At 68.9% G+C, this 13,426-nt stretch carries 19 protein-coding genes; 7 read left to right on the top strand and 12 right to left on the bottom strand.

Annotated elements, in window-relative coordinates:
- The first annotated feature begins 217 nt into the window (after positions 1 to 217).
- The 3 genes from VM306_RS04850 to VM306_RS04840 are packed head-to-tail and all read left to right on the top strand — an operon-like array spanning position 218 to position 3,317.
- Positions 218 to 1,474: an ABC transporter substrate-binding protein gene (locus tag VM306_RS04850; protein ID WP_325511289.1), complete on the top strand. Its 1,257-nt coding sequence runs from the start codon at positions 218 to 220 to the stop codon at positions 1,472 to 1,474.
- Complete coding sequence (locus tag VM306_RS04845; RefSeq protein ID WP_325511287.1) at positions 1,471 to 2,424, top strand: sugar ABC transporter permease; 954 nt, start codon at positions 1,471 to 1,473, stop codon at positions 2,422 to 2,424. The genes VM306_RS04850 and VM306_RS04845 overlap by 4 nt, the downstream gene beginning before the upstream one ends.
- Complete coding sequence (locus VM306_RS04840) at positions 2,421 to 3,317, top strand: carbohydrate ABC transporter permease (protein ID WP_325511285.1); 897 nt, start codon at positions 2,421 to 2,423, stop codon at positions 3,315 to 3,317. Before VM306_RS04845 ends, VM306_RS04840 begins: the two co-directional genes overlap by 4 nt.
- Before the next feature lie 62 nt (positions 3,318 to 3,379).
- Here VM306_RS04840 and lepB read toward each other — a convergent pair whose 3' ends face one another.
- From lepB to VM306_RS04800, 8 genes are all read right to left on the bottom strand, one after another.
- Positions 3,380 to 4,234, bottom strand: coding sequence for a signal peptidase I (lepB, locus tag VM306_RS04835; RefSeq protein WP_325511283.1), 855 nt, complete (start codon positions 4,232 to 4,234; stop codon positions 3,380 to 3,382).
- A gap of 9 nt (positions 4,235 to 4,243) precedes the next feature.
- Positions 4,244 to 5,632, bottom strand: coding sequence for a HAMP domain-containing sensor histidine kinase (locus VM306_RS04830; protein WP_414672331.1), 1,389 nt, complete (start codon positions 5,630 to 5,632; stop codon positions 4,244 to 4,246).
- Complete coding sequence (locus VM306_RS04825) at positions 5,629 to 6,324, bottom strand: response regulator transcription factor (protein WP_325511281.1); 696 nt, start codon at positions 6,322 to 6,324, stop codon at positions 5,629 to 5,631. Before VM306_RS04825 ends, VM306_RS04830 begins: the two co-directional genes overlap by 4 nt.
- A gap of 80 nt (positions 6,325 to 6,404) precedes the next feature.
- On the bottom strand, positions 6,405 to 7,016 hold the full coding sequence (locus VM306_RS04820) for a trimeric intracellular cation channel family protein (protein ID WP_325511279.1): 612 nt from the start codon (positions 7,014 to 7,016) through the stop codon (positions 6,405 to 6,407).
- Between the two features lie 18 nt (positions 7,017 to 7,034).
- Positions 7,035 to 8,018, bottom strand: coding sequence for a nucleotidyltransferase domain-containing protein (locus VM306_RS04815; RefSeq protein WP_325511277.1), 984 nt, complete (start codon positions 8,016 to 8,018; stop codon positions 7,035 to 7,037).
- A gap of 48 nt (positions 8,019 to 8,066) precedes the next feature.
- A complete protein-coding gene (locus tag VM306_RS04810; RefSeq protein ID WP_325511275.1) occupies positions 8,067 to 9,224 on the bottom strand; it encodes a GNAT family N-acetyltransferase in 1,158 nt (385 codons plus the stop codon).
- A gap of 10 nt (positions 9,225 to 9,234) precedes the next feature.
- Complete coding sequence (locus tag VM306_RS04805) at positions 9,235 to 10,050, bottom strand: 3-hydroxyacyl-CoA dehydrogenase family protein (protein ID WP_325511273.1); 816 nt, start codon at positions 10,048 to 10,050, stop codon at positions 9,235 to 9,237.
- Entirely contained in the window at positions 10,047 to 10,364 is a 318-nt protein-coding gene (locus VM306_RS04800) for an EthD family reductase (protein WP_325511271.1), read from the bottom strand. The genes VM306_RS04805 and VM306_RS04800 overlap by 4 nt, the downstream gene beginning before the upstream one ends.
- Positions 10,365 to 10,438: 74 nt before the next feature.
- Between VM306_RS04800 and VM306_RS04795 the strand changes: the two genes are divergently transcribed.
- Entirely contained in the window at positions 10,439 to 11,104 is a 666-nt protein-coding gene (locus VM306_RS04795) for a histidine phosphatase family protein (protein ID WP_325511269.1), read from the top strand.
- Here the strand turns inward: VM306_RS04795 and rpmF are convergent.
- Genes rpmF through VM306_RS04780 form a run of 3 tightly spaced genes read right to left on the bottom strand, consistent with a single transcriptional unit; the run spans position 11,083 to position 12,376 of the window.
- Complete coding sequence (gene rpmF, locus VM306_RS04790) at positions 11,083 to 11,244, bottom strand: 50S ribosomal protein L32 (RefSeq protein ID WP_045311875.1); 162 nt, start codon at positions 11,242 to 11,244, stop codon at positions 11,083 to 11,085. The two genes, VM306_RS04795 and rpmF, sit on opposite strands and share 22 nt — an antisense overlap.
- A complete protein-coding gene (locus VM306_RS04785; RefSeq protein ID WP_325511266.1) occupies positions 11,244 to 11,495 on the bottom strand; it encodes a type B 50S ribosomal protein L31 in 252 nt (83 codons plus the stop codon). The genes rpmF and VM306_RS04785 overlap by 1 nt, the downstream gene beginning before the upstream one ends.
- Complete coding sequence (locus VM306_RS04780; protein ID WP_325511264.1) at positions 11,492 to 12,376, bottom strand: GTP-binding protein; 885 nt, start codon at positions 12,374 to 12,376, stop codon at positions 11,492 to 11,494. The genes VM306_RS04785 and VM306_RS04780 overlap by 4 nt, the downstream gene beginning before the upstream one ends.
- Before the next feature lie 24 nt (positions 12,377 to 12,400).
- Here VM306_RS04780 and rpmB point away from each other — a divergent pair, with 24 nt between their 5' ends.
- From rpmB to rpsR, 3 genes are read left to right on the top strand one after another with little or no spacing between them, the layout of a single operon-like run.
- Positions 12,401 to 12,655, top strand: a complete 255-nt coding sequence (gene rpmB, locus VM306_RS04775; protein WP_325511262.1) for a 50S ribosomal protein L28 — start codon at positions 12,401 to 12,403, stop codon at positions 12,653 to 12,655.
- The gene (rpmG, locus tag VM306_RS04770; protein ID WP_325511260.1) at positions 12,655 to 12,822 is read left to right on the top strand and encodes a 50S ribosomal protein L33; all 168 of its coding nucleotides are present in this window, start codon (positions 12,655 to 12,657) and stop codon (positions 12,820 to 12,822) included. Before rpmB ends, rpmG begins: the two co-directional genes overlap by 1 nt.
- 39 nt (positions 12,823 to 12,861) lie before the next feature.
- Positions 12,862 to 13,092, top strand: a complete 231-nt coding sequence (rpsR, locus tag VM306_RS04765; RefSeq protein ID WP_325511258.1) for a 30S ribosomal protein S18 — start codon at positions 12,862 to 12,864, stop codon at positions 13,090 to 13,092.
- Here the strand turns inward: rpsR and VM306_RS04760 are convergent.
- Entirely contained in the window at positions 13,040 to 13,396 is a 357-nt protein-coding gene (locus tag VM306_RS04760) for a hypothetical protein (RefSeq protein ID WP_325511256.1), read from the bottom strand. The genes rpsR and VM306_RS04760 overlap by 53 nt on opposite strands.
- Positions 13,397 to 13,426 lie beyond the last annotated feature (30 nt).

Raw genomic sequence — 13,426 nt, 5'->3', positions numbered from 1 at the left:
CGACCGGGACGAGTACCGGGAAGCAGCGAGCGACCACGCTGCGCACGGGTTTAACAGCTGCGTAACGAGACTTGACAGGCTGTATGACTGGGACCACATTGTGCGCAACTTTGTTTGAGTCCTGTTCGGTTCGCACGAGCGGATGTCACCTGTAGGAGCGATGATGGTTCGGTACACGCCTGGTTCCACCCCGTTACCGCACTTCGGTCGGCGCACGATGCTGCGAGTCATGCTGGCCGGCGCGGGAGTCGCGGCGACCGGTGGCCTTCTGTCGGCGTGCGGTGGCGGCTCGGGTTCCGGCGGCGACTCCAAGGTCGTCACCTTCGGCAACAACCTGTCCGACCAGGTGCCGAAGGACGCGATCACCGCTGCGATCAAGGCCTTCGAAGGCGGGTCGGGCGGTCTGTCCGTCACGATCAACACCAAGCAGCACGAGCAGTACCAGGAGCAGATCAACAACTACCTGCAGGGCAAGCCGGACGACGTGCTCGCGTGGTTCGCCGGCTACCGCATGCGGTTCTTCGCCGACCAGGGCCTCACCGGTGACCTCAGCGACCTGTGGGGCAAGATCGGCGGCAACTACTCCGACGCGCTCAAGCAGGCGGCGACGGGCTCCGACGGCAAGCAGTACTTCGTGCCGTTCACGCAGTACCCGTGGGGCATGTTCTACCGCAAGAGCCTCTGGCAGGAACGCGGCTACGCGGTGCCGAAGAACCTCGACGAGCTCGTCGCGCTCGCCACGAAGATGAAGACCGACGGCCTGATCCCGATCGCCTTCGCGCAGAAGCAGGGCTGGCCGGGCATGGGCACGTTCGACCAGCTCAACTTCCGCATCAACGGCTACCAGTTCCACGTGGACCTGCTGGCGGGCAAGGAAGACTGGCAGGACAAGAAGGTCAAGGACGTCTTCGACACCTGGAAGCGGCTGCTGCCGTTCCACCAGGAGAACGCGCTCGGCCGCGAGTGGCAGGAAGCCGCGCAGTCGTTGCAGCAGAAGAAGTCCGGCATGTACCTGCTCGGCGCGTTCGTGGGTCAGCAGTTCCCCGACGCCGAGAAGGAGGACCTCGACTTCTTCCCGTTCCCGGAGATCAACCCGACGCACGGCATCGACACCGTCGAGGCGCCGATCGACGGCTACATGATGGCGAAGAAGCCGTCCAACCCGGAGGGCGCGGCGAAGCTGCTCGAGTACCTGGCGAGCCCGGAGCCGCAGGTCGCCTACCTCAAGGCCGACCCGACCGCGGTCGCCACCAACAAGAACGCGGACACCTCGGGCTACAACTCGCTGCAGAAGAAGGCGGCCGAGGTCATCAAGAACGCCAAGCACATCACGCAGTTCCTCGACCGCGACACCGACCCCGGCTTCGCGAGCGAGGCGGCCACCAACGGCCTCATCGAGTTCATCAAGAACCCCGACAACGTCGACTCCGTGCTCAAGGGCATGGCTGACCAGGCGAAGAACATCTTCAAGTGACCGCACTGCAGGAGAAGCCGAAGGCGGTGGCCCTCGACGGGCCGCCGCCTCGTCGGCGTGGAAAACGTGCCACCGCCCTCGCGGGCACGGACAGACTGGTGCTGGGGCTCATGCTCGGCATCCCCACGGTCGTGCACCTGCTGTTCGTGTGGATCCCGACGCTGGGCTCGGTCGCGCTGTCGTTCAGCCGCTGGAACGGCATCGGCGGCCTCGAGGACATCGAGTGGATCGGTGTCGGCAACTACGTCGAGATCTTCACCGAGTACCCGCGCTTCTGGCCGGCGGTGCAGCACAACCTGATCTGGCTGCTGTTCCTGCTGATCGTGCCGACCTCGGCCGGTCTGCTGCTGGCCGTGCTGCTGGACCGCGAGCTCAAGTTCAGCAGGATCTACCAGAGCGTGCTGTACATGCCGATGGTGCTGTCGCTCGCGCTGGTGGGCTTCATCTGGCAGCTGATCTACACGCCGGACGGCGGGCTGCTGAACTCGGTGCTCGGTCTCGACAAACCCGTCGACTGGATCGGCGACTCGGACATCAACCTGTACGCGGTGCTCGTCGCGGCCGCGTGGCGGCACACCGGCTACATCATGCTGCTGTACTTGGCGGGCCTCAAGTCGGTGGACCCCGCGTTGAAGGAAGCCGCTGCCCTGGACGGCGCGTCGTCCGCGCAGACGTTCTTCCGCGTCACGTTCCCGGTGATGAAACCGGTCAACATCGTCGTGCTCGTGGTGACGGTGATCGAGGCGCTGCGCGCGTTCGACATCGTGTACGTCATCAACAAGGGGCGCAACGGCCTGGAGCTGCTGTCGGTGCTGGTGACCGACAACATCATCGGCGAGGCGTCGCGCATCGGCCGAGGCTCCGCGGTGGCCGTGGTGCTGCTGACGATCTCGCTCGGCTTCATCATCACGTACCTGTACCAGGTGTTCAGCAAGGAGAACCGGACGTGACGGCGACCTTGGAACGCCCTGTCGTGCCCCCGAAGCGACCGGTGACTCCCGCCCGCGTCGCGTTGCACGTGTTCTTGATCTTGACGTGCCTGATGACGCTGGCGCCCCTGCTGTGGGCGGTCTACGCGTCGCTGCGGACGTACGAGGACACGTCGGTCAACGGCTACTTCTCCATCGCGAAGTCGCTGACGTTCGACAACTTCGCGAAGGCGTGGGAGATCGGCGATCTGCCGCACTTCTACTGGAACACGTTCCTCATCACCGTCCCGGCACTGGCGGTCACGCTGGTGCTGAGCTCGATGGTGGCGTTCGGCGTGTCCCGGTTCAGCTTCAAGTTCAACGTCGCGCTGCTGATGCTGTTCACCGCCGGCAACCTGTTGCCGCAGCAGGTGATCGTCACGCCGCTGTGGCGGCTGTACCGGCTGATCGAGCTGCCGTCGTGGATGTCGGAGAGCGAGTCGCTGATCGACTCGCCGCTCGGCGTGATCCTGATCCACATCGCGTTCCAGATGGGGTTCTGCACGTTCGTGCTGTCGAACTACATGAAGACCATCCCCTACGAGCTGACCGAGGCCGCTCGGGTGGACGGGGCTTCGGTGTTCCGGCAGTACTGGCAGCTCACGCTGCCGCTGTGCCGGCCGGTGCTGGCGGCTCTGGCCACTCTGGAGTTCACCTGGATCTACAACGACTTCCTGTGGGCGTTGGTGCTGATCCAGGACGGCGACAAGATGCCGGTCACGTCCGCTCTGCAGAACCTGAAGGGGACGTTCTTCACCGACAACAACCTGATCGCGGCCGGGTCGCTGCTGGTGGCGCTGCCGACGCTGGTGGTGTTCTTCGTGTTGCAGCGGCAGTTCGTGGGCGGGCTGACGCTGGGGTCGACGAAGGGCTGAGGTTCGGAGACGACGGAAGGGGCGGGGCCGACATCGGCTCCGCCCCTTCCGCGTGCTTGCGGCTACTTCCCGCCGGTCTGCGGGTTGTGGTCCGAGATCGAACCCCACCGCCCCACCGGGATCACGATCACGCGGGCCTTGCCCACCACGTTGGCGATCGGGATCGCGCCGTCGGCGGGGGTCGGGTCGCCGTGCTTGCGCGAGTCCGACGAGTTGTTGCGGTTGTCGCCCATCACCCACAGCTTTCCCGCGGGGACGGTGACCTTCTCGAACGAGTCCTGCTGGCGCGGGCCGCCGCCGAAGTTCAGGTACGGCTCGTCCAGGGGCTTGCCGTCGACCATGACGCGGCCCTGGTCGTCGCAGCACTCGACGGTCTGGCCGCCGACGGCGATGACGCGCTTGATGAAGTCCGTGCCGCTCGGCTCGGACAGGTTCACCATCGAGCCGAGGTCCTGGAGGGTGCCGACCACGAAGTTCGGGGGCTCCTTGCCGCCCGTCCAGTTCGGCGGGCCGCGGAAGACGACGACGTCGCCCGGCCGGGGGTCTCCGAACAGGTACGTGATCTTCTCGACCAGCACCTTGTCGTTCACGCAGCCCGTGCAGCCGTGCAGCGTCGTCTCCATCGAGGCCGACGGGATGACGAACACCCGCGCCACGAACGTCTGGATCACCACGGTCAGCAGCAGCGCCACGCTGAAGATGACCAGCAGTTCCTTCCAGAACGGCTGCTTCTTCTTCGCCTTCTTCGAGAACCTCGGCGCCGGGGCGTCGTCCGGGGACGGTGAGGACGAAGCGGGCGGAGGGGTCGAAGCGGACGACCTGGACGTGGAGAAGCGCGTGGTGCGCGCAGGGCCGTCTCCGGCGGGAGGCGTCGTCTCCCAGCTCGACGAAGAATCGTCGTTCACGCGATGACTCACAGACCCACCTTACGGACGTCCGGGTAGGCGCAACGTGAACAGGGCCCCGCCTTCGGGGGCTCTGCCCGCCGTCGCCGTGCCGCCGTGCCGTTGCGCCACCTGTTTGACGATGGCCAGTCCGAGGCCCGAACCGGGCAGGGTCCTCGCTTCGGTCGAACGGTAGAACCGCTCGAAAACGTGAGGTAGATCGGCTTCCGCGATGCCGGGGCCCGCGTCCGCCACCTCCACCACGGCACTGCCGTCACCGACCTGGCGGAGGTTCAGCCGCACCGAAGAACCCGCAGGACTGAACTTCACCGCGTTGTCGAGGAGGTTCAGAACCGCGCGTTCCAGAGCACTGGAATCACCCAGAAGTGTCCACGGTTGCAGCTGCACGTCGAACGTCACGGCGCTCGAGGCGCGCCGGCGGGCGCGGTCCAGCGCCCGTTCCACCACCTCGACGAGGTCGACCGGCTCTTGGATCACCTGCGGGGCGTCCTCGCGGGCCAGTTCGACCAGGTCGCCGATCAACGTGGTCAGCTCGTCGAGCTGGGCGCGGACGTCCGACTGGATCTCCCTCTTGTCCTCTTCGGACAAAGTGGGGGAATCCGGGCGTTCCGATGCCAGCAACAGCTCCAGGTTGGTGCGCATCGAGGTCAACGGCGTGCGCAGCTCGTGGCCCGCGTCGGCGACCAGGCGACGTTGCCGTTCCTGCGACTCCGCCACCGCGCCGAGCATCGCGTTGAAGCTGTGCGTCAGCCGCGCCAGCTCGTCGTCGCCCGACACCGGGATCGACGTCAGGTCGCCGGTGGTCGCGACGCGTTCGGTGGCCTCCGTCAGCCGTTGCACCGGACGCAGGCCCGTGCGCGCCACGGCCGTGCCCGCGATGGCCGCGAGCAGCACGCCGGCGCCGCCGATGAGCAGCAGGACCACGCTGAGCTTGGCCAGCGTCGTCCGCTGCGGGGACATCGACTGGGCGATGATGATCGCCTGGCCCGGCTGGTACTTGACGGCGATGACCCGCGACTCGGTCCTGTGGTCGGTCCAGATGAACTCGTCGCGCTCGCCCTGGGCGACGTCCCACGCCTCCTCGGTCGTCGGCGGGCGGTCGAAGCCCTGCGGGTAGAGCAGCTGGCCGGTGTCGGCCAGCAGCACGCCCATCTTCACGTCGCCCGCCGCGAGGAACGCCGCGGGGTACTTGCCCACGAAGTCCGGCGTGTTGATCTTCTCGCCGGTCGCCACGGCCACCGCCCTGGTCCGCAGGCTCTCGTTCAGGGCGTCGTAGGTGCTCTTGCGCACGACCATGTACGCGCCGAACGACACCAGCGCGACGGCCCCGGCGACGCAGAACGCCGCGAGCCAGGTGACGCGGGCCCGCAGCGACGCCTTCTGCAGCCGTCCCTGGGGTTCGAGGATCACGGAGGGGTCTCCCGCAGGACGTACCCCACTCCACGCACCGTGTGGAGGAGCCTCGGCTCGCCCTCCGCCTCCGTCTTGCGGCGCAGATAGCCCACGTAGACCTCGAGAGCGTTGCCCGAGGTCGGGAAGTCGTATCCCCACACGTCCTCCAGGATGCGGCTGCGGGTGAGCACCTGGCGCGGGTGCGCCAGCAGGAGCTCGAGCAGCGCGAACTCGGTGCGGGTGAGGCTGATCGGGCGCTCGCCGCGGCGGACGTCCCTCGTGGACGGGTCCAGCTCCAGGTCGGCGAACTTGAGCACGGCGGCGGACTGCGTCGCGGCGGCGTCGTCGTGGGCGGCACGGCGCAGCAGCGCGCGAAGCCGCGCCAGCAGCTCCTCCAGCGCGAACGGCTTGGGCAGGTAGTCGTCGGCACCGGCGTCCAGACCGGACACCCTGTCGCTCACGGCGTCCCGCGCGGTGAGGACGAGGATCGGCAGGTCGTCTCCGGTGCTGCGCAGCCTGCGGCACACCTCGAGGCCGTCCAGCCGCGGCATCATCACGTCGAGCACCATCGCGTCCGGCCTGGCGGCGGTCACCGACTCCAGGGCCTGCATGCCGTCTCCGGCGGTCTCGACCTGATAGCCGTTGAACTGGAGCGAACGGCGGAGTGACTCCCTGACCGCCCGATCGTCGTCGACAACGAGGATGCGCATGGGGGCAAGTCTTGCCGAGGGATCTGAGAGCCGCCTGAGAAGGGCCCTAACTGCGGGTGTGAGTACCGCGTTAGTTCTTGCTAGCCCTCCAAGCCCCGCGCGACGGGTGCGTTCCACTTCCGCCAGAGCGCGATGAGCCTGATGGTGATGATGATTGACGCACCGGTCAACGCGACCAGGCCTTTCGGCAGTTTCGCCCATTCGCCCAGGACGACGACGACCGCGCCGCACAGCGCCGCCACGGCGTAGATCTCCTTCCTCAGGACCAGGGGGATCTCTCGGAGGAGCAGATCGCGAGCAGCTCCGCCGCCGATGCCCGTGGTCATTCCGATCAGGCATGCCGCGTACGGAGGTGCGCCCAGCGACAGCGCGGTGCTCGTGCCGGACGTGACGAACAGGCCGAGACCCACGGCGTCCAGCAGCAGCACGGACCGGCGGTGCTTCGCGACCTGCGGGTGGTACCAGAAGACGATCAGGCCCGTGCCGCCCGCGACCAGCAGGTACGGCCAGTTCCGCAGACCCGTCGGTGGGTGCACGCCGAGCAGGACGTCGCGGATGATGCCGCCGCCCAGCGCGGTGGTGAGCGCCAGGATGGTCACGCCGAACACGTCCAGCCGGGCGCGGACCGCGGCCACCGCACCGGAGGCGGCGAACACGGCGATCCCGATCAGTTCCAGGACGATGAGCAGCACGGATTGGAGGGTAATGAATCAGCGCTGTGACGCGTTCCGGCGGTAGCCGGCCTCCATCCGCCCTCCCGCCGAGGCCAGGACGTGCTCCACGACCGCGATGAACCGCTCGGCGCCCTCGCCCCGGACCAACGCCCGGTAGGAGTCCACCAGCTCGTCCTCCTTGGCATCGCGCAGGCGGCGCATCAACCACTTGCCGTGCCCGAGCCACCGGTTCTGCACGACCAGCGCCAGCTCTCCCACGCAGGTCAGCAGCCGTGCCGCGACGAACAGCCGCTCGTCCTCGTCCCGTGCGCCGATGAGGTCCTCAAGCAGGTCCGTGGTGCCGTACCTGCGGTCTTCCAGCTCGGTGACCGTCGCGAGTGGAGGGCCGGCGTCGAGCAGAGCGCGCGCCTCGGCACGCATGCGCTGGCCCGTGCCGTCGGCGTCGAGCATGAGAAAACCCTCGGCGCACATGTGCAGTAACGGAGGGCGCCGGTCCTTGGTGTCACGGGCGACGAAGTCCCAGAACGACTCGACCGTGTGGCAGAACAGCTCGACCGGCCAGCCGCGGTGCACCAGCGTCTCCCGGAACGCACCGGGCAGGTCGTCGACGATCACGACCATGTCGAGGTCCGAGTTCGCCGTGTAGGTGCCGGCCGCGACGCTGCCGCCGAGGAACGCCGCCCGCGCGAGCGGATACCGCTCGTCGAGCACGTCGCGCGCGGCCTGGACGGGGTCCTTGTCCCAGTCCAGCGGCTGCCCGGTGACGTAGTAGTCCTGGTCGGGGTCGAGCGGGCCGAGCACCTGCTCGACGCTGCGCCATGCCTCGGGCACGACCTGGTGCAGGTCGACGAGCCAGGGGTTGTCCTCGGCGTCGAAGTACGGCCTGATCTGGTCGAACTCGGCGCGCGAGATCTCCCGCACGCTGACCGGCGGCCCGCTGTGCCGCCTCGCGTAACCCTTGAGGCGCCACCCGATGTTGTCGCCGTAGGCATGCCTGACGTCGTCCTGGTCCCCCGCCACGCCCTCATTGTTACTCGACGAGGCCGCCGGGGTGAACAGCAAAGCGGGTCAGAAGAAGTCAGCGAGCCGCGGGACCCCCGCCGCGCCGACGAGCTGGTCGAGCACCACCGCGTCGGCCGGGTCGCCCTCCAGCAGGCCCGCGCGCCGCAGCGCGTGCGTGTTCTGCGCACCGGAGAACCACGGTCCGAGCGCTCGCGCGTGCAACCGGACAGCACCCGTGCCACCGGGCTCGACGCGCACCGAGCCGTCCTCCACGACGAGGCGTCGAGGACCCGCGTGCCACGGCGCGTGCTCGTCGACGACCTCCAGGTCGACGGCGGCGTTCGCGAGGCGGGGCCAGCCCCTGGCGGCCACCGCGGCGGGCAGGTCGACGACGCGCAGCATCCACGTGGCGGTCCACACGGAGTGGCGCAACGGGGTGCCGGCGAGCAGGTCCACCGTGGCGGGGTCGGTGATCCGCAGGTCGACCGCTTCGAGCGTGCCCGCCCAGGACGCCAGCGACGCCAGGAGGGTCAGCTGGGCCTCGGCGTCGACGGCGACCAGGTCGTGGACCTTGAGCCGGCCCATGTCCCCGCCGGGCTCGCGCGTCGCCGTCAGGTATCCGCGCAGGCCGTTCGGGCCGGGCAGGACGCTCACCAGGTCCATCTCGAGGACCTTCTCGACGGTGATCCTCGGCGGACGGCGGTCGGCCATGCCGTCGATCGTCCGCGCCACCTCGAGGTAGCAGTCGTGCAGCGCGCTGAGATCGCTCTCACGCGCGGGGCGCGACGGAATCCGTTCGGTGGGCTTCGGGACCGACAGCAGCCGGTCCATCGGCAGCTCGACCCACTCGAGGACGCCGGAGCGTTCCCAGCCACGTCCCCGGTACAGCGCCGGCACGGTCGCGTAGAGGACCGAGATCGCCTGTCCGTGCTCGCGCATGGCGGCCAGCGCGGCGTCGAGCAGCGCGCTCGCCACGCCACGGCCTCGCGAGGCGCCGTCGACGGCGACACCGCCGATCCCGCCCATCGGGACCGCGGCGCCGCCGTAGAACTGCGCGTACTCGCCGATGCCGAGCACACCGGCGATCCGGCCGTCGAGCTCGGCCACCAGACCGCGCGTGCCCGGCCTCATCAGCCGCTCCGGGCGATCGGTCGAGTTGAACGCGACGCGGCGCAGCCGGAACACGGCTTCGAGGTCGTCTTCGGTGTACTCCCTGATGTGCACGGCCCACTACCTACCAGGTGAAGAAGCCCTGACCCGACTTCTTCCCGAGCTCGCCGCGGGCGACCTTGTCCCGCAGCAGGGCGGGCGGGGAGAAGCGCGGCCCCAGCTCGGCGGCCAGGTGTTCGGCGATCGCGAGGCGGACGTCGAGCCCGACCAGGTCGGTGAGCTCCAGCGGGCCCATCGGCCAGCGGTAGCCCAGCTTCATGCCGGTGTCGATGTCCGCGGCGGAGGCGACGTCTTCCTCCAGCATGCGGATCGCCTCCATGCCCACGGCGACGCCCAGCCGGGACGTCGCGAAGCCGGGCGAGTCGCGCACCTCGATGACCGTCTTGCCCAGCTCTTCCGCCCACGTCCGCGCCTTGGCGACGTTCGCGGGGTCGACGCCCTCGTGGTGGACGAGCTCGACGAGCTGCTGCACCGGGACGGGGTTGAAGAAGTGCATGCCCAGCACGCGTTCGCCGGGAAGGCCGGCGGCGATCTCGGCGATCGAGAGCGACGACGTGTTGGACGCGAGAACCGCCCGCGGGCACCTCGCCGCCGCGTCGCCCAGCACCTCCTGCTTGAGCGGCACGTTCTCCGGCACGGCCTCGACGACCAGCTCCGCGTCCGCCGGCAGCTCACCGGTGCTCAGGTTCGCGAATACAGCACCGGCGTCGGCGAGCTTGCCCTTCTCCTGCGCCTTGTCGAGCGAGCGCCTGACGGCGAGCCTGCCCTGTTCGGCGCGCTCGGCGTCCGCCTCCGCCAGCGTGACCTCGTGGCCGCCCGCGAGCAGCACGTGGACGATGCCCGCGCCCATCGTGCCGCCGCCGATGACGACGGCCTTCACGCCACGACCTCGGCGCTGAACATCGCGACCAGCTCCATCCCGCCGATCTCGGCGAGGTTCGCGCCCGACGTGGCCCACTCCGGGGACTGGATGGCGGCCTTGAACGACGCCTCGGACTCGAAGTACATCTCCGCGACGAGGTGCGGTTCGGTCTCGCCGAGGAACCCCGCGAGGAACACCTGCTGCACCCTGGCGACCTCGGCGCGCACCAGTCCGGGAACCGAGTTCACGATCGGCAGGTGCGACTCGAAGTACTTCCTGTCGAAGCCCTCGGGGTCCGCCGGCCTCTTGTACAGCACGATGTACTTGATCATGTGACACCATCCTCCTCGACTCGCCGAGCACTGTAACGCCCCGGGCACTCGCGGAGCTGGGGCACGATGGTGAGGTGCGGATCATCCTGCTGCGCCACGGACAGAGCCTCGGCAACGTCGACGAGCTCGCCTACTGCCGCATCCCCGACCACGCCCTCCCGCTCACCGAGACGGGCGAACGGCAGGCCGTGGCGGCCGGCGCCACGATCAGGTCGCTCGTCGGCGACGGCCCGGTCGCGGCCTACGTGTCGCCGTACCGGCGGACGCAGCGCACGTTCGAGCTGCTCGGGATCTCCGCCGAGCGGATCGTCACCGAACCGCGGGTGCGCGAGCAGGACTGGGGAAACCTGCAGGACCCGGTGCAGCAGGAGGTGCTCAAGCACCAGCGGCACGCGTTCGGCCACTTCTTCTTCCGGCTGCCCAACGGCGAGTCGGGCGCGGACGTGGACGACCGCGTGGCGGCGTTCCTCGACGGGCTGGAGGTGCGGCTGCACAACGACCCGGCACACCCCAAGACGGTGCTGGTCGTGTCGCACGGCCTGACGATCAGACTGTTGTGCCGCAGGCTCTTCGGGTGGAGCATCGAGCTGTTCGAGTCACTGTCCAACCCGGACACGTGCGAGAACCGCGTGCTCGACCACGACGGCACGGGGTGGAGGCTGGACCGCCCCTTCGACCAGTGGCGCGACTCACCGGACGGAGCGGTCCAGCTCGCCCCTCAGAGAAGCCCGCGCTTGTAGGCCGCGACCAGACGGCGGGGCACGAGCAGCTCCTTGCCGTCGAGCGTCCGCACGCGCACGAGGTCCGGCGCGGTGGCCTTCCACTGCGAACGCCGGTGGCGCGTGTTGGAGCGCGACGTCCTGCGCTTCGGGACGGCCATCAGCGCTCCCGCTTTCCGTAGCGGCGGTTGAACTTCTCGACCCGGCCCGCGGTGTCGACGAGGCGTTGCGTGCCCGTCCAGAACGGGTGCGAGTCGGCGGTGATGTCGACGACCAGCAGCGGGTAGGAGTTGCCGTCCTCCCACTCGACCGTCTTCGCGGAGGTGGCGGTCGACCGGGTCAGGAACGTCCTGCCGGTGGACGCGTCCTGGAAGACGACGGGGTGGTAGTCGGGGTGGATTCCTGGCTTCACATCTCCAGCTTTCGGATCGAGTCCACGAAGGACAGTTCGTCGTCGGTGAGCAGCGCGCCGGCGAAAGCAGCCGTGATGTCGCCCGGCTCCCCCAGCGTGATCGCCACGATCTGCGTGGTCCTGCCGTCACGCGGCCCGCCGGGGCCGACGTGCAGCCCGCCTCCCGCGGACTCCAGGCGCAGCACGGCATCCGGCTCGTCGGCGACCCAGAGCCGTCCGCGCGACCGCACCACCGTGCCGTCGAGCAACGAGTCGAGCGCGTCGTTCAGCCGCACGGGGTGGAACGGCCGGTCGGCCGTGAAAACCGCTGTCGAGACACCGCTTTCAGGCGTGAGCGGCACCAGCCGCGGCCTCGCGCTCCTGCTCACGACCACCGCGTCCGGCGTGCAGCGGTGCGCGCCGGGAGCCAGCCGGTCGAGCACGGCGAGCGTGCGTTCGTCGGCATCCCCTTGCAGCACCAGCACGTCCGCGGCCTCGGCCTGCGCGACGACGACCTGCGCCACCGTCCGCTGGTCGCTGACCATCGACGCGTCGCCCAGGGCGTCGTCCAGCCAGCTCGCCGCGTCCAGCACGGTGATCACGCACTCGACGTCGACGCCGAGGTTGCGGCGCACCGCGTCCGGTTCCAGCAACGGGTCCAGGTGCAGCACGACCGTGTGGCCCCGGAAGGTGCCGAGCAGCTCGCGCAGGTCCTCCCGCACCGTGCAGGACACGCAGCCGTGCAGCAGCTCGACGTCGGTCGCGATGCCGTCGACCCACCGCCGCACGTGCGTTTCCGCGGCTATGTGGCGCACCAGCACCGATCCGGGCCGGTCACGCCACACCCGCACGGCGACGTCGTGGTCCGCCAGCCCCGCCACCATGACGACAACGGTTTCCATGTGGGGTACCGTAGATGAAAACGAATGTCGTTTCAATCTGGAGGTGCTGTGCGCTGCCAGCTGACGGGCCGTGAGCCCGGCTTCGGCAACCGCGTCTCGCATTCGCAACGCAAGACGCGGCGCCGGTGGAACCCGAACGTCCAGCGCAAGCGGTACTGGGTGCCGTCGCTGAACCGCTTCGTGGTGCTCACCCTGTCCACCAAGGGGATCAAGACCGTCGACAAGCTGGGCGTCGAGGCCGTCGTCGCCCGGCTCCGCGCGCAGGGGGTGAAGGTCTGATGGCCAAGGGCAACGACGTGCGGCCGATCATCAAGATGAGGTCGACCGCCGGCACCGGCTACACCTACGTGACCCGCAAGAACCGCCGCAACGACCCGGACCGCATGGTGCTGCGCAAGTACGACCCGGTGGCGCGCAGGCACGTCGACTTCAAGGAGGAGCGCTGACGTGGCGCCGACGTCGTCGAAGCAGAGGGCGAGCTGGTGATGCGGGAGCGCAACCCGGTGAAGCGCAGGCAGAATTTGCTCGCGAAGGAAGGCGTGACCGCCGTCGACTGGAAGGACGTCACGCTGCTGCGCAAGTTCGTCTCGGACCGGGGCAAGATCCGGTCCCGCCGCGTGACCGGCCTGACGCCGCAGCAGCAGCGCCAGGTCGCCACGGCGATCAAGAACGCGCGGGAGATGGCTTTGCTGCCGTACCCGTCACAAGGGCGATGACGCGGATCGCCGTGCTGGCCACGAACGCCAGCACGGCGAGCTGCACCAGCAACGCGAGCACCCAGGTCGTGTGTTCGTCGACGGTGAGGTCGCCGCGAACACCGACCAGGAAGGTCGCGTAGAGGCCCCAGCACTGCACCGCGACGAGGCCCGCTCCGACGATCGTCGTGCGCAGCGACACGGCCATGACGACGGCGGCGAGCAGGAGGAGTGCGAGCAGCGGCCAGGAGCCGGTGAACGTGGTCACGCCGACTCCGGCACCGAACCCGAGCGCGGAGCCGTAACCACCTCTCATTCTTCTCATCCGATCGGTCTATCCCCTCAGGTGAGATCA

This window comes from Lentzea sp., from assembly GCF_035525475.1.
Classification (GTDB): Bacteria; Actinomycetota; Actinomycetes; order Mycobacteriales; family Pseudonocardiaceae; genus Lentzea.
Note: the sequence above shows the minus strand (reverse complement) of the source record. Positions and strands in the feature narration are given on the sequence as shown.